Here is a 26,957-nt window from a genome sequence, read left to right as displayed (position 1 = left end):
AGCAAAGGGCCAAACACGATACTGTGATCGTTTCGATCCGCCTTTGTCAGCGTCGCATCGCCCGGCGTCAATATGTTATCTGCGGTGATCTCCACTGGTTTTGTATCGGTATTACTGATCGTGAACGGTATTGGCGTTTGATCCAATTTGTAATTCTCAGGTGCTTTTGTTTCGACAAACCGGTAATCGCCCGGTTCGAGACCGCGGACTGTAATCTGTCCTTTTTCATCCGTTGTCAAGTCGGCTATCAATACCTTGCCGTCACTGTCTGTCAGGTTGAACGTCGCACCCGGCAGAACGGTGTCTTTGTCATTCTGGTCAACTTTTGTCAGCACAACGCTGTTTTTCGTGTTGACCGCCGTTAATTCAGCCTGCTCCGGCTGGCCTTCGTGTTCAGCTTCGATGGTGAACGGCACTGAGCTGGTTGAAACAAGGTAGCCGTCAGGCGCCTGCTTTTCAACAAATTGATAGCTTCCCGGAGCTAAACCGTCAGCCGTAATGCTGCCGTCTTTATCTGACACAAGATTGTCTTTGACCGTTTTTCCGTTGTTGTCGACGATCTTGAAAACAGCGCCTGCCAGGCCGTTTCCGTCTTCATCTTTCTTCGTCAAATGGACGGAGCCTTTGTAGTTCACTGCTGTTCCTGCGTCTGCCGCCTCCGGTTTTCCTTTTGCCGATTCAGAGATGGTAATTTGCTTTTTCTCGCTGTTCAGCACATACCCTTCTGGCGCTTTCGTTTCGACAAAGGCGTAGCGTCCCGGCGCGAGGTCTTCAGCCGCAACTTTCCCGTCTTGATTTGACGTCAGTTCGTCACGGACGGTGTTGCCTTCTTCGTCAACGATCTTAAAGACGGCTCCTTCCAGCTTGTAGCCTTTTGCATCTTCCTTTGTCAATTGAACAGAACCTTTATAGTTCACCGCTGTTCCTGCGTCTGCCGCCTCCGGTTTTCCTTTTGCCGATTCAGAGATGGTAAATTGCTTTTTCTCGCTGTTCAGCACATACCCTTCTGGCGCTTTCGTTTCAACAAAGGCGTAGCGTCCAGGTGCAAGTCCTTCAGCCGCAACTTTCCCGTCTTGATTTGACGTCAGTTCGTCACGGACGGTGTTGCCTTCTTCGTCAACGATCTTGAAGACGGCTCCTTCCAGCTTGTGGCCTTCCGCATCTTCTTTCGTTAACTCGGCACTGCCTTTGTAATTGATCAGTGTACCTAAAACGATGTCAGGCACTTGATTCTTGTCATTCTTGGTGACCGAGAAGTCAATTGCTTCTGTATTCAGGATAAACCCTGCCGGAGCTTTGGTTTCTATCAAACGATAGTCGCCGACCGGCAAACCGATGATTTCAACTTTTCCGTTTTCATCGCTTGTGATTTGAGTGCGTATCTCAGTGAAGGTGCCGTCTTTTCAAGCTTGAAAACAGCCCCTGTCAATGGATTTTTCTGTTCGTCTCTTTTGATAAGCGTCACCTTGTTCTGCTCATTTATGACTTGATACAGCGCCCCTGCACTGGATGATTTTCCGTCAATTGCAACAGAGACTCCGTTTGCATAAGCGTCGCTGATCGTGTATCCGTCAGGCGCTTTTGTTTCTTTTAGTACGTAGGTGCCGTAGCGGATATTTCCGAAAGTCATCTTACCGTCGGCATCGGTCGTTCCTGAACGCAGGAGCTGCTTGTTGTCCTTCGTCCACAATTGAAAGTCTGCTCCTGAGAGAGGCTTGCCGTCTTTTCCGGTTTTCAAGATGGTCAGGCTTCCTTTTTCTCCTGAACCGGAGCCGCCGCCGCTTGAAAGGACGACAAAGACCGAATTGCCGTTTTCCTGGCTCTGCTCCTGAACATTCGTTCCACTCCTTTCTTTCTATAGAAAAAACGCGCTACGGCGATCGGCTCGACGTCATTTTCGAAGTTGATCCAGACATCGACTTCATGCTGCCGCCTTTAATGATTCAGCCCCTTGTCGAAAATGCCGTTCACCACGGGATCAGCAAGAAGCGAGGAGGAGGCTGGGTTAAACTGACGGTCAAAACAGAAGGTGAAAACGGGTATTACATCAAAGTGGAAGATAACGGACTGGGCATGACGCCGGAAAAACTGAATGACATCTTTTCATCGAACATGAGCAGCAGCGTCGGCTTGAAAAATATTAACAAACGGCTGAAACATTTCTGCGGAGGCGAATTGAAAATACAAAGCGCTCCGGATGTCGGCACCGCCGTCTCGATGGTCATTCATATGAACGAGTCTGCCGATGTTTCCATGAAGTAAACGAACTGCGCTTTTCGAGCTTGCCGGATAATGGTTTTTCCGGCAAGCTTTTTTATGTCAAAAAATCGACGTACGAAGATCTGCTCTTTTTCTGTGAACTAAGGTATGTTATAGTAGTAAACCTACTTTTCGTACAAGATTTGGAGGTTTTATCACATGGAAAATTTCACTTATTATAATCCGACGAAGCTGATCTTCGGAAAAGGCCAGCTTGAACAATTAAGAAATGAACTGAAAAAATACGGAAAGCGGGTTTTGCTTGTATACGGCGGAGGCAGTATTAAACGAAACGGTCTTTACGATCAAGTAACCGCCGTTTTAAAGGAAGAAGGCGCAGATTGGCACGAGCTTTCCGGGGTAGAACCGAACCCGCGCCTTGCTACAGTGCAAAAAGGCATCGATTTGTGCAGACAGCATGATATCGAGTTTCTTCTCGCGGTCGGCGGAGGAAGCGTCATCGACTGCACCAAAGCGATCGCGGCCGGCGCAAAATACGACGGCGATCCTTGGGATATTTTCAGCAAGAAAACGAGCATCTCGGACGCCCTGCCGTTCGGTACGGTTTTGACCCTTGCTGCAACAGGATCTGAAATGAACCCTGATTCTGTCATCACAAACTGGGAAACGAATGAGAAATACGTGTGGGGCAGCGATGTGACCCATCCGAGGTTCTCCATTTTAGACCCTGTAAATACGTTCACCGTTCCTGAAAACCAAACGGTTTACGGCATGGTTGACATGATGAGCCACGTGTTTGAACAATACTTCCACAATGTCGAAAATACGCCGCTTCAGGACAGAATGTGTTTTGCCGTCCTGAAGACTGTGATCGAAACGGCGCCGAAGCTGCTTGAAGACCTGCAGAACTACAAGCATCGTGAAACGATTTTATACGCCGGAACGATTGCATTAAACGGTACGCTGCAAATGGGCTATTTCGGCGACTGGGCGTCCCATACGATGGAGCATGCTGTTTCAGCCGTTTACGATATTCCACATGCAGGAGGACTTGCGATTTTGTTCCCGAACTGGATGAGATATACGCTTGACACAAATGTCGGCCGCTTCAAAACCCTTATGCTCAATATGTTTGACATTGAAACTGAGGGCAAAACAGACAAAGAAATCGCGCTTGAAGGAATCGACAAGCTGTCCGCTTTCTGGACAAGCCTCGGCGCTCCTTCCCGCCTTTCCGATTACGGCATCGGCGAAGAAAAGCTCGACCTGATCGCCGGCATTGCGGCAAAAGAAATGGAGCACGGCGGCTTCGGCAACTTCCAAAAACTGAACAAAGACGATGTGCTCGCCATTCTGCGTGCCTCTCTATAAAAGCAAAAGGACGGAATCAAGCGATTCCGTCCTTGTTTTTATCCGATCTTTCCCTTGTCAACGCAAAAAAGGCAAGAGAACCGATAACAGCCGTAATAAACATGATCGCTCCCATCGGAACGGCCGTCGTTTCATTCATTCCCACAAGAGGGGAAACGACCGAACCGAGCAGCAGCGGAAGCATTCCAAGCATCGCGCTTGCACTGCCCGCACGATGCCCCTGATTTTCCATCGCAAGCGTAAAGGTGCTTGTCAATGTCATTCCGATCGTGATCATGTAGACGAAGATCGAGATGACCAGTGTCGCAAGCGGTCCTCTGATGATCGTCATCGCAAGCAGAACACTCGTTGCGATTAAAGCGGTAATGACCGCTATCCGAAGCAGTTTTCTTTCGTGAATGATTCCCCCGAAGCGCCCGATGATAAAGCTCCCTGAAATAATCGCCAGGCCGTTGATTCCGAATAAAACGCTGAATACTTGCGGAGATACACCGTAAATATCCTGGTACACAAAAGGCGTTCCGGAAACATAGGCAAAGCTACCCCCGTGAATGAAACCGACGGTCAGCGCATAGCCCATAAAGGACCTGTCCTTTATCAAACTGCCCATCGTCTTCACAGATGATCCGATTGAACTTGGAATCCGCTTCTCAGGCGGCAATGTCTCTTTTAGCTTCAGTGAAATGACCAGAACGAGAAACAATCCGATCAATGTCAGCGTATAGAAAATCGTATGCCATGTTGCAAACGGCAAAAGCAGAATGGCGCCGCCCGTCATCGGCGCAACCATCGGCGCGACCGCGGTAATGACCATTAAGAGCGAGAAAAATTTCGAAAGCTCCCTTCCGGTAAATACGTCCCGCACGATCGCACGCGTAAGCACGATTCCCGCCGAAGCTGTGAACCCCTGCAGAAAACGGCCGATGACCAGCATGACAATGTTCGGGGAAAGCGCGCAAAACAGAGAAGACAATGCAAATAAAAAGATGGATATTAATAAGGGCTTCCGTCTTCCCTTTGCATCACTGACAGGTCCGATCACGAGCTGGCCGAGCGTAAGCCCGATCAAACACGCCGTTAAGCTGAGCTGTACGAGCGAGGCGCCGGCTGATAAATCGTCGGCAATTTCGGGAAAACTGGGCAAATACATATCGATATTCAGCGGGCCCAGTATCGCAAGCATGCCGAGCAGAAAAGCCAATGCAAGGCGTTCCTTTCCTGTTGGATTATGAAGCATAGTTTCGAACACCCCCTTTAAATCATTGATTTATCAAGTTTTTTATTTACCTTTGTGCAAAATTTGTGCAAAATTTTTAAAGGTGGTCCTGTATTATGGACTATCAGATATTTCGAATTTTATTATATAATAAAATCACCAACACAAAAGGGACGAGGAAAAATGAGTATCAACAAAATCAGATCATTTTTATACAAGTCGGCGAAGATTTTGGGGGATGTCAACGCAGTTAAGAAAGGGACAATTGGAAAGCGTATAGCTCGCCGTGCTGCTGGTAAAGCAGCCGGCAAAATATTGGGCAAACTGTTCAAGTAATCTATATAGAAAATCCCCCTCATTTGTTTTAAAATGTAAATGTTCATTATAAAACAATGAGGGCTTTTTTCACATGAAAGCTTGGACATGGAGGGGATATTTCTTAGAATGTATTGAGAATTTGTTGTTATTATTGAGATTAAAATTAAGGAGAGAATAAAGTTGAAACGAACAGCAGAGTTTACTTTATCATTAATTGCAACAATCTTTTTAACAATTGGTTGGCTTTTCACAGCTTTGTTCACATTTTTATATGGTTTTACACCATCAGATGAAGCTGGCATGGGATTTTTCTATTACTTATTAATTTATACTTTTTTATCAATTCCACTTCTTGTGCTTATTTGGGTTGCAACATTTAAAGTCAAAGCAAACAGCAAAGGCTGGGGAATTTTCATTCTAATTATGGGTGTCCTTTATACCTTTTCTATTTACTTTGTGCCAGGCATTCTCTTGTTAATTGCCGGTATTATGATGGTCGCAAAACAAAATAATAGTAGTAATGTTATGTCTGCCTAAATTACATAAAAACAACAAAGCCACCAATCGTTAAATGGTGGCTTTTTCTTTATACAAAATATGCAATGTTCTCGGCTTACCTTCTTCCCAATCAACAAGCCCCTTTTTACGCAACCGGTCAAGATGACCTTTTGTTGTACTTGAAGATTTTAAACCAACCCTTTCGCCTATTTCCCTAACAGAGGGCGGAAAACCTTTTTCTTTAGTTAATTCGTCTATAGCTTCTAATATTTGTTCGGTTCTTTTCATAGTATCCCCCTTCATTGGTTTGTTTTACCTATGACAATTATACCAAACAGGTGTTTCTTTTTCTATAGAAAGGGAACGTATTTTCGTATCAAAATCATTATTGACCAGATTCAAGTTCCCGCTTTTAAAATGTATCTTTTTTACTATTTTTCAATATTCAGAGGCATCACCACTCATTTTATGGTAATCTATACAATACCAAATACATTATAAGGGAGAGAGAAAAGTGGAGACGATAGCTAAAAGAGTCTGTAAACCATTTATCCTATTGCTAACAGCTTTCTTATTAGTAACCTTTGCTGTACCTCAAATTTCACAGGCAAGCGAATTGCCGAATTCCCAGGTTAAAATCTATTCCGATTCTGGTGATTATTCAGAAAAGGAATTAGAGGAAATATTAAAGTTTTACTTCGAAGAAGTTGGGGAACTAACTAATGATGGTTATGTTATTAAAAACAAGGAATTGTTTGATCAAAAAGTGTTGGAGGGTGATCCCGCTGCCTTGAAACTAAAAGAGTTAATGGCGTCAGACTCTTCTTTTCAGAAGTCTAGTTTTCAGGTTGCTAGTGCAACTGCTTTTGGTAAATGTGTTGTAAACAAAATGATTGGTAGTTATGGAAATATAGCGCGTCAATTTTTAAATGGTGCTATCTTTACATATATCAAAACTAAGCAGTATGATTTAGCCGCAAGATTAATGTTCAAAACTTTGATTAAATCTGGGATGAAAGTTAATGCAGCGTCTCTTGCAATAGAGTTGGGATACTATGGATGGAAATGTCGAGGGAAGTGGTAAAAATGTCTCCATTAACAATAGTTGAAGTCATCTTAGCGTTAACCGTTTTAGGTTTATTTGCATGGACATTTAAAAGTAAAAAAAGTGCTGATGACGATGATGTGTATAGATATGCAAGGTACATGATTTATTTACTTGTAGCTGAAGTTGCGATATACGTCATATTCAGTTTCATTTAAAAAAACCCCCATTTGGGGGTTTTTATTGTGCATAAAAGAATTTTGAATATCGCCAAAAAATTTTCTTTACTTTAACAGAGATTCAAGTTTCGCCTTTGTCTTCGGTCCGTAAATACCGTCGGCAGACAGCCCGTGCATCATTTGGAACCGCTTGACCGCATTTGCCGTTTTCGGCCCATAATAACCATCAATACCGTTATTTTTGGCACCCTTGTCTGGGTAATAATAAAGGGCAGCTAACGCCTCCTGAATCTGCCGGACAGCCGTTCCTTTCATCAGCGGGCTTTTGACTTTATAGATACCAGACGGCAGCGTGTAGGATGATTTTTTGCCGCTTGATGATGATTTTTTCTTTTTCGCTTCAATGGTCGCGAGTGCCTTTTCGGTAGCCGGTCCATAAATTCCATCTGCTGTAATCCCTGATTTCTTTTGAAGGGCTTTGACAGCTTGCACTGTTTCATTGCCATACGAGCCATCGGCCCCGTACTTCGGCAGCGAGAAGCCCGCAGCAATCAAACGTTTTTGCAGCTCTTTTACTTTGGAACCTGACGATCCCTTTTTGAGGATGGTCCCTGTTGATTTGCTCGACTGGCTGGTGGGTGCCGTCGTGTTTGACACAGTTTTATTCCCAAGCAAGGCGGCGACTTTTTTCCGAAAAGCTGTAAGCTGGCTGGAATCGCTCACCCAAGGCGCCGGACAGTTTTTGTTTGTCACATCGTAATGCCGGACAATTCTGTCTGTAGAAAGGCCGTAACGCTTGCACAGATCGGCAACCAATTCAGCAGCATTTTGAACGGTTTCGCTGTGAATCTTGCCGTCTTTTTCAACGCACATTTCAACACCGATTGCCGTCGTGTTGGCATTCGGCTTTAGGAAGCTCACAAAGCAGCGGTTCCCGTCATGTGCATGGTATGCGACTTCATTTTCAGGAATAATCAGTTGCGCTTCTTTACGGTCCACAAAATAATGAGCTGAAGCTTTGCGTTTAATGGCTATACATGTGCCATTGAAGTAATCCCTCTCATTCAATGCAGAAGCGCCCGGCGTCGCCGTATAGTGCATAACAATCCCTTTCACTCCCGCCAACTTCAGCCCTGGCCGGGTATACTGATTGACTTTCACATAATTCTTCACAACTTTAACCATCTGAACCACTCCTATTTTGTTTTAAATAAAAAAAAGGCTGCCGGTCGGCAACCTCATTTCGTTAACCCTTTTTGTTTCAGAACTTCTTTCTGCAGCTTTCCCTTGCTTGTCACATAGTTATTTTTATACCAAGAGACAAGAGCCGTGACGATAGTAAACACGGTTGATCCGGCCAAATACAAAGCATCTGCCAGCGTATTGACCTGATCCTCATCGATCGGTAAAGCTGCCTTTCCGAACATGATCAAAGTTTGGTTTACCAATGCAATAAAAAGAAGCACCGTGCGAACCACCGTGCCTTTGTCAAAGTTTTTCATAGTGTGTTTTCCTCCTTATTTTTGAATAAAATTAATGAAAAGCGCCGCAATTCCGGAGATCACCAGCGTACAAACCGCCGTTATGATAGCACCGGTAATGCTGCGCTTGATCCATGTTGTGTTTTCTTCAATCTTGTTGAGCTTATCATTGATGGACATAATCTGTTGGTCGTGTCGATCAGATGCCCTTTCCAGCGTGCTGACACGCTGTTCGAGCGTTTTGTGGTCAGCTTTTAATTCTGTGATCTCCTTTTGGAAAACGTCCATTTCATTCCCTTGTGGCATGTCCCTTAATCCTCCTGTTCTCACATCGGTATTTCACCTCCTCCGAGGCAAAAATAAAAACACCCTTATAGGGTGTGTGCCATGCCTAAGTCCACACTAACGGCAGGCTTATCATAGCTTCGGCCTGTTATTTCTTCATATTCGGCCGGAGTAATCCACTTAATTTTTACGTACTCCCGCATCTCATCATCTGTATAACACCCCCAGTCATAGAAGAGTTTTATATCTGCAAGAGTGGGATACTTCATGAAGTCCCACCGCCTTTCAGTGCTGCAATGTCTGCCTGCATTCTTGCTATTTGCAAGGAAAGCAGAGCACTTTGCTTTTTCAGCAAATCGGTAGGGTCCGGCTCCGGCGCGGGCGGCGTTACACTTTCGATATACTCTTTGGTTGCTGATTCGACCCATTCGTCTTTTTCCGGATCATACTTCGGAGCGTATATACCTTCGGGAACCGGGGTTGTCGTGCTATTCGGCGGCAATTCTTCACCGGAAAAATCATCTTCGCCAACATATTGGTAATTTTCATCGTAAAAAAGAACGTGCATGCTTATCGCCTCCCCTACCATAACGGTATTGATTCATTAAACGACACCCTCGTTACCTTCGTTTCATCATTCGCTAACATGCCGTCATATCTTAAATCGCCGTCTGTCGTTAGCGCAAACCGGGCTGTTCCGTAAGAACCGATCGTAGGCACGACAAAATCGACTAGCTGGGTCGGCTTATTCGTAAACTTAGCGACGGATGTTCCAATAGCCGGCAGGGAACCGAAAGAACCGCGTAGCCATAAAACGTTGTTGCTAACGGAAAATTTCAACGGATATACCGAATCCTGCTTCGCTCCATTTATGAGTGTTACGGAGTTCCAGGCCGGGGATAAATCCGCATCCGTCAGAACTTTTTTCCAGCCTTTAAAAATTCCATCTGTATGAATGGTTGAATGCCACAAAGTATTATCATAGCTGCGCCATGCAAATATTGTTTTTCTACCCATTCCAGTCTCAATCACATCATAATTAAACCAGGAGGCATCATTTGGTGCAGGATTGTTTTTCACTTGGGTACCTGACGCATAATAAAAACCAGTGGGTAAAGATAACAAGTCAGTTCCATCCACCAATTTTGTACGATTTCCGTTGTCACCAGTTATTTTGTATAACTGTGCGCCATTCCATTTTTCTTTGTCTGACTGCGTGACGTGGATCAACCCGTTTTTTGCATGGGAATCCGTATAGGCTTTGGCATCGCTCAGCGCTTTATTTGCTTTTTCCTGCGCGCCGCCCGTCGACTCCTTTGAGTTCCAGGCTTTCCTTTCGTCAGCGGTTATATGCTTCACCGTATCGGCTGCATGGTTATCTGTATAGGCTTTGGCATTTGATTCAGCCTTGTCCGCCTTCTCTTGAGCGCCGGAAGGCGTCTCCTTTCCGTTCCACCCCTTTCTTTCATCGGCAGTGATATGTTTCACTTTGTCAGCCGCATGGGCGTCCGTGTAGGATTTCGCATTTGACTCCGCAGCGTCCGCTTTTGCCTGGGCACCTTCTTTTGTTTCGATGTTCTCAAGGTCGGCAAACTTGGCCTTGAGCTCCTCAACGGTTTGACTGATTTCATCCACAGTTTTGTTTATGCTAGCCCGCAAAGTTTCAAAATCGTCAATGTAGTACTCAGCAACCGGCACAATGTTCTGATCTTCGAGCGTTTTCGCAATGGTGAAAGTAAAAAATACTGTGGCAAGCGCTTGACCGTTCGTATAATAAAGCTTGATTTCGGCCTTAACTTCACCGTAATGCTTGAGCTCTTCATCAGATAGAACATATTCTGCTTTCCCGTTTACCTTGTCCGTCAGCGTCAAGCTGCGTTTATAAAATGAGTCATCCGCATATAGAAGAACGATTTTTGCGTCTACGGCCGAAAGGGGCAACGGGGCGCCGTCTTTTGTAAAAGAAAAGGACAGCTTTGCGCTGCCCGTATCCTGGGTGAAAAATTGTATATTGGTAGAGTTGGCTGCGGATTTCCGCGCGTTAATATCAAAAGATACTTCGCCTTCCTTATAGATCATCGCTGAACCTCCTTACATCTGTGGGTGCATGAAGACTAATGCGACTCCATACCCTTTTTCGGCGGAATATGGCCGCTTTATACGCATCACGTAAAAACCTGTGCCATCCTCTGTTTTTGTCCCGATTCCGTCAGTTGGGACGATGTAGTCTCCTACCTGGACAGTCTCATCAATCCTGACAAATACCTGACCAACCAAACCGACGACATGCCACTCGTCCCGCTCTTCCCGGGGGATGTATTCAAGATCAGGGTTATAGTTTGGATTTTCCATGGGTACTATGATTTCTCGACCATTATCATTAATGGTTTCATAGATAATGCCGCCAAATTCATTTCTAAGGTAACGGTCGTTCCAATAAAATGCTGCACCGCCCATAATGACGCCGGCCGTCTCGGAAATAACGCCCAATACCTTGTCCCCTTTTTCAGCTTTCCTGATCTTGTCGCCATCCAAAGTCACCAAGAAGCCGGATTCAATTTTACGGCCGTCTTTGGATTCAAAGTATTCTGCAAGGTCTTTAAAATCAGACACGCTTTCCACACGTCCAACACCTCGGATATTCCCTCCTGTGGAATCAATTTTCCATTTGATATTATTTTTAGACGGTGATCCGGTGCCGTATCCGCCAACTACAGAATAACTGTCATCGTTCGTAACTGCCTGGGCAGCCATCACCACTCTTGCAGGTCCGTCCCCTTTCGTTTGTGAGTTGTTCGCTGCTATAATGGCCTGCCGTGATCCTTCTGTAGAAGAGCCGCCAGAAACGCCACCCATGAAATTCCGCGGGCCTTTTGCTATGTTGTCGCCTGTGGCCGCAATAATCGCACTTGTTGGATCTAAAGGAGCCCCGGAAGTCGTCGCCCCTCGGAATCCTCCTTTGAAATTCGTTGGTACAAATTTGTACTTGTTCCCCTTAATCATGGCCGCGTAGGAGTAGCCGGACGTCTGCACATTATTAATGTTTGCCTGTGAATTGGGCGACGTAATCCCGTAGGTCCCGCCTTCTCCTTCCATAATTCCATTTGAGATATTCACGGAGTACACCCCGCCGCCGATCCCGATTCCCTGCTTAGCCGACTTATAAAGTGCAAAATTGGACAGGTTGACATTATCCGTTTTTTGCGAGCCGCCATAAAGACGAATATCACAGCCTGCTTTTTTAAAACCCCTGATTGTGATATTGTTCAATGAAATGTTTCGGCTTCGATACTGCAAGGCAATGACCGGGTTATCCTTATAGTCATATGAAGGATCACCTATTGCGGTGAAGTTGTTGACAGCTACGTTTTTATAAGCTGAAACCACTAACGCACGCGGGGATAGTCCTTCATACATATCATTGAATATTGGTTCGATTGCTGTACAATCCGTAAGGGTGACATCGTAGGCCGTTGTGCTTTCCGGATCCTCTGCTTTGTGATGCCCGATATGTCGTAGATCAAAGCAGCGCACATCACGATAGGACACATGCCCAATGATATGAACGTTTTGAGATGCTGGCCATTCCTTATGTGCTTTGACTTCTACGCCCCGGATATTACCAGATGTATAGTTATTGATCAGCCAAACATGTTTTGATCCGTCGTCAATTTCAATGCCGTTTGAGTTTGACTGGCCTTTCGCGTGCGCTGTGCCGCGCTGATCATACGAGTAAGAATTTGAAATAAAGATGTATTCGCTGTAGTGCGTAGTGATCCCGTCGTCTCCTGCTCCATAGGCGACACAGTTATCGAGCCAAATATACCGGCTACCATCTTTTGTATACTGTGTGGACGGTAGATGATCATAGGTTGGCGCCGTAATATCGAAACCGTGCAGCCCCGCATTGATAGCCTCGACATCCTTCACCCATCCAAATTGTACATTTGCAAGGGTCAGACAGCTTGAATGTTGGCCGCCCGTAGCACCGACGCCGCCCTGTCTGTCCGGGTTCCAATCAAGGGACATTCCTTGTACGAAAATATTTCTATTCCCCTTTTCATAATCGGCGTTTGTAATCACCCATTCGCTGGCCGGTGTGTCCTCATGTAATTGCAGAATTGTCACGCCTTTGCCCTGGCCGACAAGATAAGTCCAGGATGGGAGCTTGATTCCTTTAACAATGTATGTCCCCGCACTTAAAACAACACGGACACGACCATTACCGACCGCTTTTCTGAATGCCTCCGAGCTGTCAGTTTTTCCGTCCGGAACGGCCCCAAAATCGTCCACATTTACCGTCCGTTTTATTTTCTGCTCAAGCCGGTTAAATTCCAAATCCAGCCGGTCTTTCAATGTTCGGGCAATTTCACCGTCAGTTGTCACCCTGGCGTCCACGACTTCTTTTACATCCTTCCCGTCGTGATTTACGACCAGGTTAGCAAACCGCGCCGAATGATTATCTAACCGGTTCGCAACAGTAAAACCGCCATGGTCGATCTGATCCGATGTGTGGGCGGTTTTGGATGATCTATGGCTTTTTAAATTATACTCATGATCATTTAACGCATTTTCAATACTCTGCATGTCCCCGCTTAACTGCGATTCGTAGAGAGAATTTCGAGTCATATTGTAGTTTTTAGTCAGCCGCACCATCTTACCCACTCCTTTTTGTCAAAATAAAAAACGCTTATCTGAGCGTTTTAAACAATTGATCTATATATCTTTTTTGATTCCTTAACCTTTTTGCCTGGTCAACATTGATGTCTTGGATGTCTTTGCGGAAATTTGCAAACGTCAGCTGCGGGCTGCTGTATGGATCCAATGGATTGTACTGAATTGAAATCAGCCGCACATCGTCTTCAAATGTGATGCCTTCCGCTGTATCAGCCAAGACATGAATTGTGTCGCCTTTCCAGAAGTCTTGTTCAATTTCTAAAAGTTTTGGCTCATAGATTTTTTGGAAGTCAGCTTCGATCGTCATTTCTGGATAAGGATTCACATGCTTCTTCAGTGCTGAAACCATGCGACTGGATTTTTTTATTGTTTCATCTTTTATCGGTTCAGCCCACCGCGGCTTTCCTTCAATTAAGAATTTATCTTCATCAGGATGAACATATAAAATAGGCTCAAATTCATATTTTGGATTCTTGTCAGTACTATTGCTGCCTTCTTTTAAGGCACCGTACCCCCAGGCACGTGTGGTACTATTTTGAGAACTTGTTTTAATTGTAATGCCGGGCATGTTATAACGGGAATCTAGTGTAAAATCGATTCGGTTCCCCATTTTTTTATAGACATGGATTTTATAGTTATCGACATCTATTTCAAGCCCATAATCTTCAATAATTTCATCCATCAATTCAGTAGAGTTTTTATCGCCAAAATTCTCCTGATCAGCGCTTGGAAACTCGCTCTCTGGCGCCTCCAAAATATATTTGAAATCTGTATCTTTCAAGGCAATGTCCAGCGCTTCTCTAAGCTTTAATTTTTTTGTTACGGTATCATTCACATAATTATTGATCAGCAGAACAGAAAAAATATGAGCTGCCGTGACGGTTTTTGTAAGGATGTTATTTTCCTGTCTTACCTCTACATCCGTAATATAGTATTTTTGATGATTGAATTTTTTCTCATCCAGATAAAGTATGTTGTCGTTCACCAATAAATCGAATTCTGTGCCGTTTTCCTGCGTCTTTGTGATCGTGAAGGTAAAACTCTTCTTACCTGTCGTATCGTCCGTCAAATCAACGGAAACACCCGTTATTTCAACGACACTTTTACCATCCTTCGTTGAAACATGCAGCTGTGGAAAATCAACATCTGAAGGCAAATTCTGATTGAGTGTGATGTCTTTGCCGTCATACTCCTTACTCGGAAATTCCGGCTCCGGTATCGGTGTGTCAGGTTGATCAGGATCATCAGGAATACCGTCCACAGAATCATATTGTGTAAGATTATACGTTTCAATTAGATTGTTTAATTTCGTTGCATAAGCCGGATCAGTAGCATAACCGGCTTTTACAAGGGCTGCTGTCGCTTTCTTGTAATCTTTTTCACCTACTATGGCTTTATAATGGTCGGGATCCCAGCTTGTTCCGTTAACATAAAGTTTGGCTAAATCTTGCAGAGAAGCATACCAGGATGGGTACTTGCGGAATTTGGCTTGTACCCGGGTCGCATTCCCTTTCCGATCGTATTCAGTCGTCCACATGAGAACATATTGCCCGTTATAAGTCCCCTTAATTCCGAATAGATTTTTTCCTTTCTGAGCGAGCCCGCTTGTCCCCCATGCGCTCTCTAAACAGGCCTGAGCAATAATAAGAGACGCAAGAATATCATATTTTTTGTAAACCCGTTGTGCATCTGGTGCAATTTCTTTTATAAACTCTAAATTTGCCATTCTACTTGACCCCTTATGCGTAATAGAATCGTGTATCAAAAGTGATTTCAAAATCATCAGTATTTTGTATTTCAAAATCATTGCTCCCTATATCAAGCCCCGGGAGCCTGCCGGAGGTTTTAACCGGCTTATTATTGATCACGGTATACTGTTTGATAAAAGTGACAGGCTGTGATTTTTTCAATTCCTGTTCAATTTTCAGCTTCTCCCCATTTGTATGGTTGATGATCGTCACGTTTTTACCTGAAGCCCGTAAGGTCACACTGTAGTCATGCTGCATGGGATTGATAAAAGCATCCCCCGTATTGTAAACCTGAAATCTTTTTCGATTTTTAAACACATATTCCAGGTTGTCGTGCATCTGAATATTCATGCCTGGGCTCCAGTATTCTCCGTGAAAATTCTGTTTTGTCAAAGTAGTAAATTTTGACTCAGCCAAACCAGTGTAGTTGTTAAATTCCACAGTAAAAGAAACATGATTTTTTTCTTTTTCTTTTGGAATACTGAAATTCCCATCACATGTGACACGAAAACGGAGATTTGGCAACAAGTCGGTTGAAATATAGTAAGGGAACGGTTTAACCAAAACCGCGTATAGTTCCCGTCGATACTGATAAAAATTTTCGGCAATGACTGAATTCAGATAGATTTCAACTGATATTTTTCTTTCTGTATATTTGACGTCACGGGGATGCTGCGGCAAAACGACTCCATTTATTCTCGGGATATTTGTTGTTTCACGCTCAATGCCTGGTGACTCAGGTGTAAAACTTAAAGGTTCAAAAAAAGGAAGCAGGCTGCTTAAACTCTGCTCCCCTAAACCATTATCATAGTCAATGTACAATTCCACTATCTCACCCCATTCAAGTATGAAGTTCGAGTATACCGATCCCCGGATGATTGATCGATTTTCTTCCCATCAAGATAAGTGTTGTTATCTTTTAATAGGATCTGTTGCAAGAGCTGCACATTTTTATTTAGAAAATCAATTTGTTTTGCCATCATACTGATCTGTTTTTCTTGGTTCTGCACAACACGGCTGATGTCCACAGAAAAGTCTTTAGGCGAGGCCAATTCCTGTGCAGGCTTTTCCGAAACTTTTTGAAGCAGGAGGAGCGCTTTTGAAATCATTCCATCCTGCAAATCCGGAAGTACGCCAAGCTTTCTACCAACACGGGCCCATAGCCCAATATTGCGCTCCCGATAAGATGGATCCTCTGTGATGGTCGTTTCATCATACCCGCGTTCATTTAAGATCGCCCATTTTGATCCACCACGGCCAGGCGAAATACCGCCTTTTGCATATCCAACATATCCGCCGCCTCGGGCCATCGATTTTAACCCCGGATGATTGTTTATGTCACCATATCGTCGTTTGATATAGTTAATGGCAGCCAGGATATTATCGATCGGATTCAAAATGTTATTATGTCCAGGAAACTTATTCGCGTTGAACGTGCTTGGAATCGTCTGCATCAGCCCTTGTGAAGGGTGCCCAGCTTTCGCATTAGAATCCCATAAATTGATGGCGTTAGGATTACCGCCACTTTCTTTCATGGCGATAGTAACAAGCCCCGGGATCCATGAAATCGGCACACCCGCGATGCCGACCGCTTCAGTCACCCACTGGTTTACAGCTTTCGTTCCGCCGGCTCCTTTAAATGTGCCTGGATCCGGCATGACCCCTTTCAGGAATTGAGCTGCCCCATCCTTCAATGTCTTGAGTATACCGGTTCCTAACATGTCGATGCCTTTTCCTGTTTTGTAGGGGATAAGCCCACTAAATAGTTTTTTGATTAAGTTGCCAGGACCCTTTGTAATCAAGTCCATTGCACTTGAGCTGACATCCCCGACTTTATCCACGATGCTTTTTCCAAAAGATACAGCCCCGTTGACCATCTTTTTAGAGCCGTCAATCGCTTTTTTGAAAAAGTCGCCAACCCCTCCTGCATATCCTGGTAACCCTGTGGCTGCTAATTTTTTTGACTGGTCATGCGGTAGTACGGAGGTGCCTCGTGGGAGATCCCAAATTTGCGGGCCGCCCATACCGACAACATACGTTCCGATGCCTGGTGTATGGGCCAGCTCCCATCCTTCTTCACCGACAAGTGCCTTTCCACCAGGGTGAAAGTCCGTCCCTTTTGCATAAGCGACACCAGGTGCAACTTGCATTTTAGAAGTATCTTGATAACCTTTGGGCTTCCATTCCGGAATCTTAGTAGGAATATGAAGAAAATCAAAAACGTTATTAATATAGCCGGTGATCTTATTGACTACCCCAGCTAAATCAATTAGGTGATGATCCCATGCATCAAGGATTTCACCTGTCTCAATATCAACTTGATCAAGATGGCCGGCAGCTTGAAGCTTTGCCTCCTCGACTACGCCTTCATGTGTCTCTTTTGCTTGTTTAATTGTTTTTTTGGCTTGGCTTTTGGCTTTCTCAACAATGTCATCGTGCTCTTCCTTTGAAATTGTGCCTTTTACGTAATATTGATCATTAGCAGCGTCAATAACAGCATCGCGCTGCTTCTCAGCAGCTTTAATTGTTTTCTCTTTTGCTTTATTACTGTTTTTCACAACAGCGGCTGCCTGTTTGGCGGAAAGGTTTGAAGATTCTTCCTTCAACTTTCTCGAAATTTTGATTTGCTCACCTTTACTACGGGTAAGTGCAGTCTCCATTTGGGAGAGCATTTTTCCTTGAATTTTAGTAACTTCTTCATTTTCTTTGTCCGTAAGCTTACGATGCTCTTTTGCGGCGTTTCGATAAATATCATTTACACGATCCACGTATCCTTGTATTTTCTTTTGTTTCTTTTGGTTTCCATTTCCAACTTTATTTAGAATCTTAGCCGCGTATTTATCTGATATTTCCTCATTGGACGCAAAAAACTCCTGTAATACCTTGGTGGCTGAATCAGTGCTTGTTTGGAATCCTTTTTTCAAAGACTCTCCCATCGCTGTAAACTGTGTTGCGACATCGTCCGCTATTTGCTTGGTGATTTTTGCATTGGTTATACGGAGATAATCAAGCTTAGCTTTGACTTTAGTGTTCATATCCTCGTAGGCATTCACAGCTTTTGCAGTAGACTTTGAAACCCCTTTACCAAAGTCAATAGTCGATGGAAGGACCCTTTTCTTCAGGTTATCATAATAGTTCATTCCGGCTTCAGTGAGAAGCGTTACACCTGTAACGGCAAGGCCAATAGGACCACCCAGCAGGCTCAATCCGCCGCGTAAAAGACCGACAACTCCCGCTCCTTTTTTGAGAATGTTGAAAAGGCCAAAACCACTTTTCGCTAATTTCATGAAGCCGCCAGCGCCTTTAATGGCATTGGCCCCGACTTTTAAAATATTTCCGCCGAATTTTAAGAGCTCAGGCGCAAACGAAAGAATAAGACCGGCGATTGTCCCGACGGGGCCGCCAAATAAACTTAGACCAAACCCGGCAACACGTGAAGCACCGCCCAGTCCCCGCATAGCTCTTGTACTTCTACTAGATGACTGCTCAAGCCGTCCTACTCTCGTTGTTGCGACTGCGGTTGATTGATGAAAACGTTCCATCCTTGTAGACGCTACAGCCGCCGCCGTGGAGGTCGTGTTCATTCCTGCAGCCGCTGTCCTGGAAGCTGCTCCCGCCGCAATAGCTTCTGTGGAATAAGTGCTGAGGCTTGCTGAAGCCCGATTTACACTGCCTGTTAAATAGCTTCCGGCAGTCCGCAACATGTTCCAGCCTGCTGCCACCTTTGGCAGAGAACCTAAAATCAATAAAAACGCCCCACCTAAAAGCGAAAACACTGTTACCGCTCCGCCAGTAATCGCAATGGTACTCGCAACGGAAGGGGGTAATGAATCAAACCAGGTGACGAATTTTGTTAGGCCGTCAGTGGTTGCACGAATCACAGGGAGAAACTGATTCCCCAAAGTGATAAGAGCGTTGTTCACAGCAGATTTCAGATATTCAACAGATCCGGCGAGGTTATCCATTTGTTTTTTGGCTACCTTGTCTGCGGCGCCCCCGCTGTTCTCAATTTCCTTAGTGAAATCTTGGAGTTTGTCTTTTCCTGCATGCATTAAAGTAATAAATCCAGAAAGAGCGTGCTGCCCCGCCAATTGTTTGGCAATACGGATTTTTTCAGTTTCGGTATAATTTTTTGTTTTCTCATTGATCTGGCCGATTATATCCGAAAGCGGACGCAATTTCCCTGTGGAATCAGTTACTTGCAAACCTAATTCATGGATCGCATTTCCAGCTTGTTTTGGCGGAGATGATAAGCGGGTTAGTGTAGACCGCAAAGCTGTTCCCGCCATATCAGCCTTAATCCCGCTGTTTGCCATGATACCCGTCGCCGCCGCTAACTCTTCCATGCTGAGCCCTGCCGTTTTTGCCGCCGGAGCCGCATATTTCATCGTTTGGCCGATCTCTTGAAGCGTTGCGTTTGAATTGGTGAACGTGTATGTCATCGCATCCGCAACACGGTTTGTATCTTCAGCTTTAATATGAAATTCCGTCAAGATATCAGAAACGATGTCAGCTGTGACCCCAAGGTCTGTTTGACCGGCTGCAGCAGTAGAGAGAAGACCAGGCATAGCTCCAATGATTTGATTCGTTTTATACCCGGCCATCGCAAGATATTGCATTCCCTCGGCAACTTCCCCGTCGGTAAACTGAGTTGTTGCACCTAAATGCCGGGCTGTTTCTGTCAGCTTAGCCATTTGGTCGTTTGTGGCATTCGCTAAAGCACCCACACGGCTCATAGCTTTTTCAAAATCAGCCGCGGCTTTTACACTTACTCCAATCCCCAGCGTTCCCGCTGCGCCAACAGCCGAAAGGGCTGTTCCAACCTTAGAAGCAGAATGGTAAACAGCGTTTAGCCCTTCAGATACTTTCCCTGAATCTCGTCTGAACACAGAAAAAACACCCGACGCGCGACGGGTGCTGTTTGTCGTGTTTTCAAATTCTCTTGTTACACGTTGCAGTTCGTTTCCAAGGCTTTGGTGAACTGCAATAGCATCATTCAGCCTGCGGCCTTGTATTTGGGTCTCTCGATTGTCGATCCCTTTTTCTTTTGCTAATTTCTCGTATTTGGCTCGATGCTCTTCCACTAAACGGCCTTGGATACGATATTTGCTATTGAGACCTTCTACTTGGGATTGGAGGAATTTAGATTGATTGCCCGCCGCCTTATAAATAGCACTGGAGGCTTTCATTTCAGAATTTGCTAAACGCATTTGCCGCTTTAAGCCTTCAATTCCTCGGTTAAAACCTGTATCATCAAGGCCTACTTTAACGATCATATTTCCGATAGGTTGCGCCATATGTATCCACCCCGCTTCCCTGGCATAAACTCAACTAAAAAAGACCGGCTGTTAAACCCGCCTTAGAAAAACACTTGATCAATTGGAACAACTTTAGGTTTATTTTCATGTGCCAAGACTTCTAAGTAATGGTAAATATCCATCTCGTCAATTTCAGTCATGGTCCAACCCTGCTTTAAAAGGGCAGCGTAAATATCATTGAGCTGCTCTATTCCTTTTTCGAATGTGTATTCATCTCCGGTTCCTCCGGCAAAAAATCTTTGTCCTCTTCCTCAATCTCTTTATAGCCGGTTATCTCAGCAAGAATGCGGCTGATTTCTTTCGCAATTTCAAAAGATTGAAGCCCATCTTCTAAGTCCTCATAAGTGAACTGATTGCGGAACAATTTCACAATAAAGTGCATTTGTTTCTCTAATGTTTTGATGCTTTTTTCCAGATTGTCCGCCGTTCTTTCAGCCTCAGCATTTAGTCTTAATGCTTCAAGAAGCGTTTTTGTATTAGTACGTGGAGCAATAAATGTCTTAAATTTCTGTTCATCTTCAAACCATAATTTAATAGAAATATGCTTTTGAGCCATGTTGACTCCTCCTTTATTTTGTTTGATATGAAAAAAGAGAAGCGCGCGGGCTTCTCCTTATGTTTTACTTTCCAAGATCAACGCTCGAGCTGTCATCTGATCCGGAATCAGAATTTTTATAGGCACCACCAAACACTTTTTCATAAAACTTGTCCAAATCAAAATTCGGGGCATCCTCATCAGCCAATACTTTATAGATGTCATCCTGTTCTCGCTCCATAAATTCAGCAGAAAGTTTGACTGTTTGGAAGTCTGTCTTTTCTTCTTTTGTTTTCCATTCATCATCCGGAAGGGAAAAACGCCCTTTCACTAAGCCTACATGGCGATTCTTGCCGTTCGCTTTTGGTCCATAGAAAGACATAGCAACCCATGGCGCGATAACATTCTTTTTGAACATATAGAGCCCGTCTGTTTCTTCTATCCCAAACAATTCCTCCAAAATTTCCATTGGCAGATCCCGCATTTCAAGCTCCAATTTTGTGGAACCAGTCGTGACAGCCATATCCACCAGTTTGTTGTCTGCATATTGCTTTTCTGTTGATGTATCCGTATTGACCTTCGCGTTAATTGCGTAAGGGTAATCAATAATTTTTGTAGCCACATAAAAGCCATTTTCCTTTTTTAAAGGCGCAAATTTAACGCCTTCCAATCCGGTAACTGAACTGTATTCAGGCATTCTAAAACCTCCAATTATATTAAAATATTGGCCTCAAATCGGCGTCCCTTCCGAATAAGACCCTCATCTTTTAAAAAGTCATTGATTAAAATTCCTGTTTGAAAATCCAATCGATTCATGACCCCTATAACGGCAGCCAAAATCTGATCGCAGGATGAATCGTTGTATACATCAATTTGATAGACAGCGCTGTCCTTAATCGGCTTTCCATCAGCCCACTTGGTAGTTCTGTAGTCCAATTCCTGTACGACGATATAAGCTGGTTTGCTTTTGATGCCAATCGGCACCGCAAGTTCAAAAATGTTTGCAGGATCGGCTAATAATAAAAGCGCCGGATCAGTTTCCAGCGCTTCAAATACTTTATTTTTTAATTGCAAAGCTCTTTCCGCTACATTCATAGCTTGTACCCTCTTTTTATAACGCTTGCCATCGCCTGAAGCATCCTCTCATTGGCACTTAGCATACTCCGCTGAATAGACGGGTTAGCCGGCTGATGAATGGTTCCGAATTCAGGCAAGTGGACACGGAACTTCGTATCTTTTGTAGGACCAACCACTGCATATATCTCACCATCGGGGTCCTTTCTCGTACGATTACCAACGATAATATCTTCATCAATGTGGGGATGGCTCCCCCCAATATTAGAACGGGGAGCATTCTTTTTAATTTCCTTCGCAAGAATCGCGCCACCAGCTTTCACAGCAGCTTTATTTATCGCTTCATCTTTTCTTGCAAGAGAAGCTAAATATGAATCCAATTCTTTAAAGCCCTGCATTTCCATTTCGATCTTCATTATTCCACCGCCTTTGCCTTGATTGTGGTGAAATTTTTTCGGGAATAGTTCGGAAGGATCGATTCGATCTCATATGATTGGTTTTGAAAAAGAATCCGCATATGTTTGTCGATGTCCTCTCTGTGTCGGATCGTAAATTCTACTGTATGTTCTTTTTGTACAGCCGCCGCTGCATAGTATTCCCGGCCTTTCAATCCTTCAGCTTTTGCCCAGCACTCCACGACCGTTTCATATTCACCTTCCACAGGGAGGCGGCCGCCCTCTTTTTTCTTTTGAAACTTGATCCGATACCGCATATCATTCAGCATAGGAATCAGTCTCCGGAACCGTGTATTTTAATTGATTGATCATCATCGTAAGCACCCCATCAAGATTTGAAGTCGTGCCGGCCACTTCTCGGTTTTCATACCAATGCGTAACAAAAGCCTTTACACACATATCAGCCCGCGCTGAATTGTTAGGGAATTTCAACCCGGTTGCAGCTGTAATGTATTCTTTTGCAGAAGCGATAAACCCAAGAATTAAATCATCCTCCAGATCACCATCGACCCGGAGGAATTTTTTCGCCTCTTCAAGCTCTTTTTGTTCCATTTCAGTCATAGGGCATCACCTATCCTTCGTTAGCTAGATGTTCCGCCACCTTTTAATTCATCAATTTGCTTTTGTAAACCATCTAAAACAGCCTTTACTTCGCTGTTTAAGTTGTCCAACATGACGCTGCCGGTTCCGAGGTTGTTGCTTCTAACAGACTTGTCCGCAAGCATTTCATGTAGGATACTTTTCTCCCCAATGTCAGCCGGATCACCTTTATCACCTTTCGGACCTTGGGGTCCTGGCTCTCCCTGTGGACCTTGCGGGCCGGTATCTCCTTTGTCCCCTTTTGGCCCTTGAGGTCCCTGCGGCCCAGGTTCCCCCTGCATTCCCTTAATGTACAAAGGATTATCCTCGCTGTTTCCTTTCAAATAAACCGGTGTTACCGGCTTTCCTGTACCGTCGTCCTCTGCAGAAGTATAGACTCCGTTACTTTGGTTTAAAAATTGATCTGCCATATCTCATCATCCTTTTCAATTTTTTTATTTTCCAACGTCAACTGATTTATCTTCTGTGTCACCGGTACTTGGAGTTTCATTGTCAGGAACGGCATCTTTAATAGATGAAAATTCTGCATAGACCACCGCATCAGTATCCCAAAGAACGACGTCCTCACGTTCAATGATTCGCATATCTGTAGAGTTACGATAGAATGCTTTACCACCGACATTTGTCGTTAAAATGGAATATTGCTGACGATCAAAGAGTTTGACAGCTTCTTTAAGATCTCCAATGATTAATGGATATTTTGGAGTCGTTTTTGTACCGCCGTTTGGCAAATACTTATCAGAAATGACGGATACCGGCTTACCGAACAATAATTTTTTAGTTGGATCAGTAGGGTTCGGCTGAAGCAGGTAACGGCCGAAAGCGTCTTTCAGTTTATCTAACACGTTAAATCCTGATTGGTTCGTGACAACTTTAGTCGTGGCATTAATAGCCGGATCAAGTTTGACATTGAGAATGTCTTTAATGTCGTCCTGTTTTGAAACCGTTGTTTTTGCAAGTGTTCCTAATTGATTAAGAATCAACGTATTACGGGTCACGGCTGATTTTTTGGCAAGCCAATTAGAAAGGTACTGCAAAAGCGCCTCTTGTGTATCTGCAAGCAAATCATTAGAAAGAACCAAAATCCCGGCATAGTCTTTAATGCTATATTTAATGTTTTCAAATTTAGGGTTCTCTAATTCTTCAATATCCGCTAATTCCTCAAGATTTACTAACGGGGTGATATCCGCTAGTTTTTCAAGAACCCTTGACCCTTTGTTTGTTGATACCGGAATGACATCGACGAGATTTGCCAGCGTATCAAATTGACGTCGTTTTTCATTAATTTTCGTGGAGATATCCTGCGGTACAATAAGGCCGCCGTCCTCATCCACACCTTCTTTCATCGCGGCAAGAGGTTGCGGTACTTTGCCTGTTTTAAGGGCAGATGCGAAAAGCTGAACATGGTTTTTCGCATCTGTTTTGGCGATATCATCCGTTGGCTGTTGCGAGTTCTTGGCCGCTGGATCTTGCTGCGGCTCTTCCTGTGCATATGAAACCTGCATGTTTCGTAAATCCTCATATGTCTGAATTTGATCTTTAATTTGCTGAGCTTCTGCAAGTAGTTTTTTGGCTTCATCAAGTTTTCCCTCATCGGTCAATGCTTCAATTTCCGTACGCTTTTCCGCCAAAGCCTGACGTAATGCTCGTTCTTGTTTAGACATTCCGCCCCCGGCGAAAAATTGAATATCGAGTTTCAAAAGTTCTTTCTGTTTCAAATGCTTATCCTCCTTAAAAATGGCATAAAAAAGAACCCTTAAAGATTTAAGAGTTCAAGTTTCATATTGATCTTTTGTTTTAGTATTTCATTCGGGCTTGTTTCTTCAGCCGGATTTCCAGCAGCAGATTGAGCAACAATTTTGCCTGGAACATGTTTAAAATGTGCCAGCACCTGATGATCAATGCAGGCTGCTACATCCTTTGATTCTGAAACCATATCGATCAAGCCATAATTTAAAGCTTCATCGGCGGTGAGCCAGGTTTCCTCATCCAGCATCTGGCGTAAAGTCCCGTCGTCCAGTTTGTCTCCTGCTTTCGCAAGATATGTGGAAACGATACTTTCAGTAATCTTATCCAGATCATCGGCTGCCTTCCGGAATTCCGCGGCATTCCCGACCATCCCCATGTATGGGTTGTGAATCATCATCATGGCGTTACTTGGCATCGTAATCTTATCACCGGCCATTGCAATGACGGAAGCGATACTCCCGGCCAGCGCATCCACATAGACATTGATTTTGGCTTTATGACGCTGGAGCATCGAATGAATAGCCTGCCCCTCGAAAACATCTCCGCCTGGCGAATTGATGTACAAATCAATAGAGCTCACGTCACCTAAACTTTTCAATTCAGACTGAAAGGCCTTGGACGAGCTCTCGCTAAACCATCCTTCGCCGGTAATAGAACCGTAAAGCGTGATTTCAGCAGTCGAATCATTCAGAACCTTCATGTTCCAATACTTGTTTTTCTTCTTCTGTTCCGTTGCCATCACCCCCTTTCAGTCGATCTGAAGACCGTTTCGTCTTGCTGAGCTGATATTCTTTCATAATCGAAAGGGGAACAAGGTTTAAGTTTCCATAATGCTCATCACCGATCTCCCCGATACCTGTCATATCCTCTTTTTGAAGAATAGTATTGACACTAAAGGCGCCGACACTTTGCATCGTTTTATAAAATTCAGCACGTGATTTACTGTCCCCACGGAGCTCCGATTCCAGGTTAAATTTAAAGTAATAGCCATTGTTTCGCTGATTCTCTGTCAAAACCTTATCGTTCAACTCTTGTTCAATATTTGTGACGATTGGCTGTAAAGTGGTTTTGACATAATCTAAGGACTGCTGTTCAATATTTGAGAAAGTCGCCCGATCAAGTTCACCAATTTTATGCGGTGGCACCTTGTAAATAGATGCAATCTGTTGGCGATTCCATTTCATCGATTCAATAAATTGGGCATCTTTCATAGGCATGGTTACTCGTGAATAATCAAGCCCGGCGTCTAAAACTGCAATAGACTGCCCCGCATTCACCCGCTCCCAGTCTTCTCTAAGAATTTGTTTACTTTTTCGGTCTAAAAGGGTCGGCGCTTTAACAACACCGAACGGTGCACCTCCATTCTTGTAAAATTTCGCGTTGAATTTTGTGGCAGCTCTATTTGACCCTATATTGTCCCGAATAACTGAAATCGGAGTTTGCCCCACAATTCCGTCAAGAGACAGGTTTTTAAAATGCAGCACCTCTTCATAAAAAAACTCACGGTATCTGCCGTCAATCGTTGTGGAGTACCAAACACGTCCGTTATCGGGATCAATATTTGTGTTGGTTGCTTCCGGATCCAATGGTCTGATCCCCGTCACATTTCCGTCTTTATCAAAAAGTAAAAGGTTGTAGCTGTTTCCCCAAGTGCAAAGCCTTGTAACCAAAAGCCGCTTCCACACAAAGCTTGTCATATAGTCATTGACTTTGTTCAGAATGATATCGCTGACTTTATTTTGAACCTGTTGTATGTTGCCGTTTTTGTTCTGAAAAAGTTTGATCGGAAGTTTAGCAATATCATCCGCCAAAACAATCACACAGGCATATACATCCGGATGAAGAACGGCCGTTTTTGTTGATACCCTTTCACCAGATGCGCTTTCAGATCCAGCAAAAATATTTCTAAACCACGTAGCTGGATGAAGAAGGGAGCCGCTATCCTCTTCAGCAATTTCATTTTTTATCCCGCTTTTCAAACGGCTTAATAGCATCTATTTCCCTCCCCCATCCTTATTTTTTTGACGAGCGAACCCTACCAAGCTCGCAAGTGAAAATAAAAAAACACCGGTTGCAATTAAACCCGCGTTTACGTTTATTCGGTATATGGCTATTGAAATGAATACCATTCCTGCAATAAGCAAAATATCTTCTAAAAATAACTGTAAGGCTTTTAAAACTTTCAAGT

Annotated in this window: 25 protein-coding genes and 4 pseudogenes; 4 read left to right on the top strand and 25 right to left on the bottom strand. The window is 44.0% G+C overall.

Going from position 1 to position 26,957, the window contains the following annotated elements:
* Positions 1 to 20: 20 nt before the first annotated feature.
* A pseudogene (locus tag MHB78_RS04025) lies at positions 21 to 1,846 on the bottom strand (SpaA isopeptide-forming pilin-related protein); the annotation flags it as partial.
* Between MHB78_RS04025 and MHB78_RS04020 the strand changes: the two are divergent.
* Both MHB78_RS04020 and MHB78_RS04015 read left to right on the top strand, forming a co-directional pair.
* A pseudogene (locus MHB78_RS04020) lies at positions 1,843 to 2,262 on the top strand (ATP-binding protein); the annotation flags it as partial. The pseudogenes MHB78_RS04025 and MHB78_RS04020 overlap by 4 nt on opposite strands.
* 156 nt (positions 2,263 to 2,418) lie before the next feature.
* Entirely contained in the window at positions 2,419 to 3,591 is a 1,173-nt protein-coding gene (locus MHB78_RS04015; RefSeq protein WP_046132327.1) for an iron-containing alcohol dehydrogenase, read from the top strand.
* Positions 3,592 to 3,607: 16 nt separating this feature from the next.
* Here the strand turns inward: MHB78_RS04015 and MHB78_RS04010 are convergent, their stop codons facing one another.
* Positions 3,608 to 4,828 (bottom strand): Bcr/CflA family efflux MFS transporter, encoded by a 1,221-nt coding sequence (locus tag MHB78_RS04010; RefSeq protein ID WP_046132326.1) that lies wholly within the window; start codon positions 4,826 to 4,828, stop codon positions 3,608 to 3,610.
* A gap of 477 nt (positions 4,829 to 5,305) precedes the next feature.
* Between MHB78_RS04010 and MHB78_RS04005 the strand changes: the two genes are divergently transcribed.
* Positions 5,306 to 5,662 (top strand): DUF4064 domain-containing protein, encoded by a 357-nt coding sequence (locus tag MHB78_RS04005; RefSeq protein ID WP_224990866.1) that lies wholly within the window; start codon positions 5,306 to 5,308, stop codon positions 5,660 to 5,662.
* Between the two features lie 30 nt (positions 5,663 to 5,692).
* On the opposite strand, the gene MHB78_RS04000 is transcribed toward MHB78_RS04005, so the two are convergent.
* Positions 5,693 to 5,911, bottom strand: coding sequence for a transcriptional regulator (locus tag MHB78_RS04000; RefSeq protein ID WP_073411943.1), 219 nt, complete (start codon positions 5,909 to 5,911; stop codon positions 5,693 to 5,695).
* A 226-nt stretch (positions 5,912 to 6,137) separates the two neighbouring features.
* Between MHB78_RS04000 and MHB78_RS03995 the strand changes: the two genes are divergently transcribed.
* The gene (locus tag MHB78_RS03995) at positions 6,138 to 6,707 is read left to right on the top strand and encodes a hypothetical protein (RefSeq protein ID WP_046129176.1); all 570 of its coding nucleotides are present in this window, start codon (positions 6,138 to 6,140) and stop codon (positions 6,705 to 6,707) included.
* Between the two features lie 245 nt (positions 6,708 to 6,952).
* Here MHB78_RS03995 and MHB78_RS03990 read toward each other — a convergent pair.
* From MHB78_RS03990 to MHB78_RS03885, 22 genes and pseudogenes are all read right to left on the bottom strand, one after another.
* Positions 6,953 to 7,207: pseudogene (locus MHB78_RS03990) on the bottom strand (peptidoglycan-binding domain-containing protein); the annotation flags it as partial.
* A 63-nt stretch (positions 7,208 to 7,270) separates the two neighbouring features.
* Positions 7,271 to 8,032, bottom strand: a pseudogene (locus tag MHB78_RS03985) (N-acetylmuramoyl-L-alanine amidase); the annotation flags it as partial.
* 53 nt (positions 8,033 to 8,085) lie between these two features.
* The gene (locus MHB78_RS03980; RefSeq protein ID WP_340033572.1) at positions 8,086 to 8,349 is read right to left on the bottom strand and encodes a phage holin; all 264 of its coding nucleotides are present in this window, start codon (positions 8,347 to 8,349) and stop codon (positions 8,086 to 8,088) included.
* A gap of 15 nt (positions 8,350 to 8,364) precedes the next feature.
* Positions 8,365 to 8,634 (bottom strand): hemolysin XhlA family protein, encoded by a 270-nt coding sequence (locus tag MHB78_RS03975; RefSeq protein ID WP_301207896.1) that lies wholly within the window; start codon positions 8,632 to 8,634, stop codon positions 8,365 to 8,367.
* Positions 8,635 to 8,699: 65 nt separating this feature from the next.
* The gene (locus MHB78_RS03970) at positions 8,700 to 8,882 is read right to left on the bottom strand and encodes an XkdX family protein (protein ID WP_301207895.1); all 183 of its coding nucleotides are present in this window, start codon (positions 8,880 to 8,882) and stop codon (positions 8,700 to 8,702) included.
* Complete coding sequence (locus tag MHB78_RS03965; protein WP_301207894.1) at positions 8,879 to 9,181, bottom strand: hypothetical protein; 303 nt, start codon at positions 9,179 to 9,181, stop codon at positions 8,879 to 8,881. Before MHB78_RS03965 ends, MHB78_RS03970 begins: the two co-directional genes overlap by 4 nt.
* Before the next feature lie 14 nt (positions 9,182 to 9,195).
* Positions 9,196 to 10,692 (bottom strand): BppU family phage baseplate upper protein, encoded by a 1,497-nt coding sequence (locus MHB78_RS03960; RefSeq protein WP_301207893.1) that lies wholly within the window; start codon positions 10,690 to 10,692, stop codon positions 9,196 to 9,198.
* A 12-nt stretch (positions 10,693 to 10,704) separates the two neighbouring features.
* Complete coding sequence (locus MHB78_RS03955) at positions 10,705 to 13,269, bottom strand: peptidase G2 autoproteolytic cleavage domain-containing protein (protein ID WP_301207892.1); 2,565 nt, start codon at positions 13,267 to 13,269, stop codon at positions 10,705 to 10,707.
* 34 nt (positions 13,270 to 13,303) lie between these two features.
* Positions 13,304 to 15,016: a phage tail protein gene (locus MHB78_RS03950; RefSeq protein ID WP_340033569.1), complete on the bottom strand. Its 1,713-nt coding sequence runs from the start codon at positions 15,014 to 15,016 to the stop codon at positions 13,304 to 13,306.
* A 13-nt stretch (positions 15,017 to 15,029) separates the two neighbouring features.
* Positions 15,030 to 15,866 (bottom strand): phage tail family protein, encoded by an 837-nt coding sequence (locus MHB78_RS03945; protein WP_301207890.1) that lies wholly within the window; start codon positions 15,864 to 15,866, stop codon positions 15,030 to 15,032.
* Positions 15,866 to 20,335 carry a phage tail tape measure protein gene (locus MHB78_RS03940; protein ID WP_301207889.1) on the bottom strand — a complete coding sequence of 1,490 codons (4,470 nt, stop codon included), beginning with the start codon at positions 20,333 to 20,335 and terminating at the stop codon, positions 15,866 to 15,868. Before MHB78_RS03940 ends, MHB78_RS03945 begins: the two co-directional genes overlap by 1 nt.
* A gap of 208 nt (positions 20,336 to 20,543) precedes the next feature.
* Positions 20,544 to 20,912, bottom strand: coding sequence for a hypothetical protein (locus tag MHB78_RS03935; protein WP_073425521.1), 369 nt, complete (start codon positions 20,910 to 20,912; stop codon positions 20,544 to 20,546).
* A 64-nt stretch (positions 20,913 to 20,976) separates the two neighbouring features.
* Positions 20,977 to 21,588, bottom strand: a complete 612-nt coding sequence (locus MHB78_RS03930) for a major tail protein (RefSeq protein WP_301207888.1) — start codon at positions 21,586 to 21,588, stop codon at positions 20,977 to 20,979.
* Between the two features lie 14 nt (positions 21,589 to 21,602).
* Positions 21,603 to 21,986 carry a hypothetical protein gene (locus MHB78_RS03925; RefSeq protein ID WP_061576101.1) on the bottom strand — a complete coding sequence of 128 codons (384 nt, stop codon included), beginning with the start codon at positions 21,984 to 21,986 and terminating at the stop codon, positions 21,603 to 21,605.
* A complete protein-coding gene (locus MHB78_RS03920; protein ID WP_301207887.1) occupies positions 21,983 to 22,381 on the bottom strand; it encodes an HK97-gp10 family putative phage morphogenesis protein in 399 nt (132 codons plus the stop codon). Before MHB78_RS03920 ends, MHB78_RS03925 begins: the two co-directional genes overlap by 4 nt.
* Entirely contained in the window at positions 22,381 to 22,689 is a 309-nt protein-coding gene (locus tag MHB78_RS03915) for a phage head closure protein (RefSeq protein WP_270568581.1), read from the bottom strand. The genes MHB78_RS03920 and MHB78_RS03915 overlap by 1 nt, the downstream gene beginning before the upstream one ends.
* Positions 22,679 to 22,981, bottom strand: a complete 303-nt coding sequence (locus MHB78_RS03910; protein ID WP_145608080.1) for a head-tail connector protein — start codon at positions 22,979 to 22,981, stop codon at positions 22,679 to 22,681. Before MHB78_RS03910 ends, MHB78_RS03915 begins: the two co-directional genes overlap by 11 nt.
* Positions 22,982 to 23,001: 20 nt before the next feature.
* Positions 23,002 to 23,430 carry a collagen-like protein gene (locus tag MHB78_RS03905; RefSeq protein WP_048354906.1) on the bottom strand — a complete coding sequence of 143 codons (429 nt, stop codon included), beginning with the start codon at positions 23,428 to 23,430 and terminating at the stop codon, positions 23,002 to 23,004.
* A 24-nt stretch (positions 23,431 to 23,454) separates the two neighbouring features.
* A complete protein-coding gene (locus tag MHB78_RS03900) occupies positions 23,455 to 24,738 on the bottom strand; it encodes a phage major capsid protein (RefSeq protein ID WP_301207886.1) in 1,284 nt (427 codons plus the stop codon).
* 38 nt (positions 24,739 to 24,776) lie between these two features.
* Complete coding sequence (locus tag MHB78_RS03895) at positions 24,777 to 25,508, bottom strand: head maturation protease, ClpP-related (RefSeq protein WP_301207885.1); 732 nt, start codon at positions 25,506 to 25,508, stop codon at positions 24,777 to 24,779.
* Positions 25,453 to 26,763, bottom strand: coding sequence for a phage portal protein (locus MHB78_RS03890; RefSeq protein WP_301207884.1), 1,311 nt, complete (start codon positions 26,761 to 26,763; stop codon positions 25,453 to 25,455). Before MHB78_RS03890 ends, MHB78_RS03895 begins: the two co-directional genes overlap by 56 nt.
* A complete protein-coding gene (locus tag MHB78_RS03885; protein WP_128748240.1) occupies positions 26,764 to 26,955 on the bottom strand; it encodes a DUF1056 family protein in 192 nt (63 codons plus the stop codon). It abuts the gene before it with no gap.
* Positions 26,956 to 26,957: the final 2 nt, after the last annotated feature.

The sequence above is a fragment of the Bacillus sp. FSL K6-0138 genome (genome assembly GCF_037982765.1).
Taxonomy (GTDB): Bacteria; Bacillota; Bacilli; order Bacillales; family Bacillaceae; genus Bacillus; species Bacillus glycinifermentans.
Note: the sequence above shows the minus strand (reverse complement) of the source record. Positions and strands in the feature narration are given on the sequence as shown.

Excerpts from the sequence above, each read along its gene's own strand:
- MHB78_RS04015 (WP_046132327.1), top strand. The coding sequence starts at position 2,419 with ATGGAAAATTTCACTTATTATAATCCGACGAAGCTGATCTTCGGAAAA.
- MHB78_RS04010 (WP_046132326.1), bottom strand. The coding sequence starts at position 4,828 with ATGCTTCATAATCCAACAGGAAAGGAACGCCTTGCATTGGCTTTTCTG.
- MHB78_RS04000 (WP_073411943.1), bottom strand. The coding sequence starts at position 5,911 with ATGAAAAGAACCGAACAAATATTAGAAGCTATAGACGAATTAACTAAA.
- MHB78_RS03980 (WP_340033572.1), bottom strand. The coding sequence starts at position 8,349 with ATGAAAAACTTTGACAAAGGCACGGTGGTTCGCACGGTGCTTCTTTTT.
- MHB78_RS03975 (WP_301207896.1), bottom strand. The coding sequence starts at position 8,634 with ATGCCACAAGGGAATGAAATGGACGTTTTCCAAAAGGAGATCACAGAA.
- MHB78_RS03970 (WP_301207895.1), bottom strand. The coding sequence starts at position 8,882 with ATGAAGTATCCCACTCTTGCAGATATAAAACTCTTCTATGACTGGGGG.
- MHB78_RS03965 (WP_301207894.1), bottom strand. The coding sequence starts at position 9,181 with ATGCACGTTCTTTTTTACGATGAAAATTACCAATATGTTGGCGAAGAT.
- MHB78_RS03960 (WP_301207893.1), bottom strand. The coding sequence starts at position 10,692 with ATGATCTATAAGGAAGGCGAAGTATCTTTTGATATTAACGCGCGGAAA.
- MHB78_RS03955 (WP_301207892.1), bottom strand. The coding sequence starts at position 13,269 with ATGGTGCGGCTGACTAAAAACTACAATATGACTCGAAATTCTCTCTAC.
- MHB78_RS03950 (WP_340033569.1), bottom strand. The coding sequence starts at position 15,016 with ATGGCAAATTTAGAGTTTATAAAAGAAATTGCACCAGATGCACAACGG.
- MHB78_RS03940 (WP_301207889.1), bottom strand. The coding sequence starts at position 20,335 with ATGGCGCAACCTATCGGAAATATGATCGTTAAAGTAGGCCTTGATGAT.
- MHB78_RS03935 (WP_073425521.1), bottom strand. The coding sequence starts at position 20,912 with ATGGCTCAAAAGCATATTTCTATTAAATTATGGTTTGAAGATGAACAG.
- MHB78_RS03930 (WP_301207888.1), bottom strand. The coding sequence starts at position 21,588 with ATGCCTGAATACAGTTCAGTTACCGGATTGGAAGGCGTTAAATTTGCG.
- MHB78_RS03925 (WP_061576101.1), bottom strand. The coding sequence starts at position 21,986 with ATGAATGTAGCGGAAAGAGCTTTGCAATTAAAAAATAAAGTATTTGAA.
- MHB78_RS03920 (WP_301207887.1), bottom strand. The coding sequence starts at position 22,381 with ATGAAGATCGAAATGGAAATGCAGGGCTTTAAAGAATTGGATTCATAT.
- MHB78_RS03915 (WP_270568581.1), bottom strand. The coding sequence starts at position 22,689 with ATGCTGAATGATATGCGGTATCGGATCAAGTTTCAAAAGAAAAAAGAG.
- MHB78_RS03910 (WP_145608080.1), bottom strand. The coding sequence starts at position 22,981 with ATGACTGAAATGGAACAAAAAGAGCTTGAAGAGGCGAAAAAATTCCTC.
- MHB78_RS03905 (WP_048354906.1), bottom strand. The coding sequence starts at position 23,430 with ATGGCAGATCAATTTTTAAACCAAAGTAACGGAGTCTATACTTCTGCA.
- MHB78_RS03895 (WP_301207885.1), bottom strand. The coding sequence starts at position 25,508 with ATGGCAACGGAACAGAAGAAGAAAAACAAGTATTGGAACATGAAGGTT.
- MHB78_RS03890 (WP_301207884.1), bottom strand. The coding sequence starts at position 26,763 with ATGCTATTAAGCCGTTTGAAAAGCGGGATAAAAAATGAAATTGCTGAA.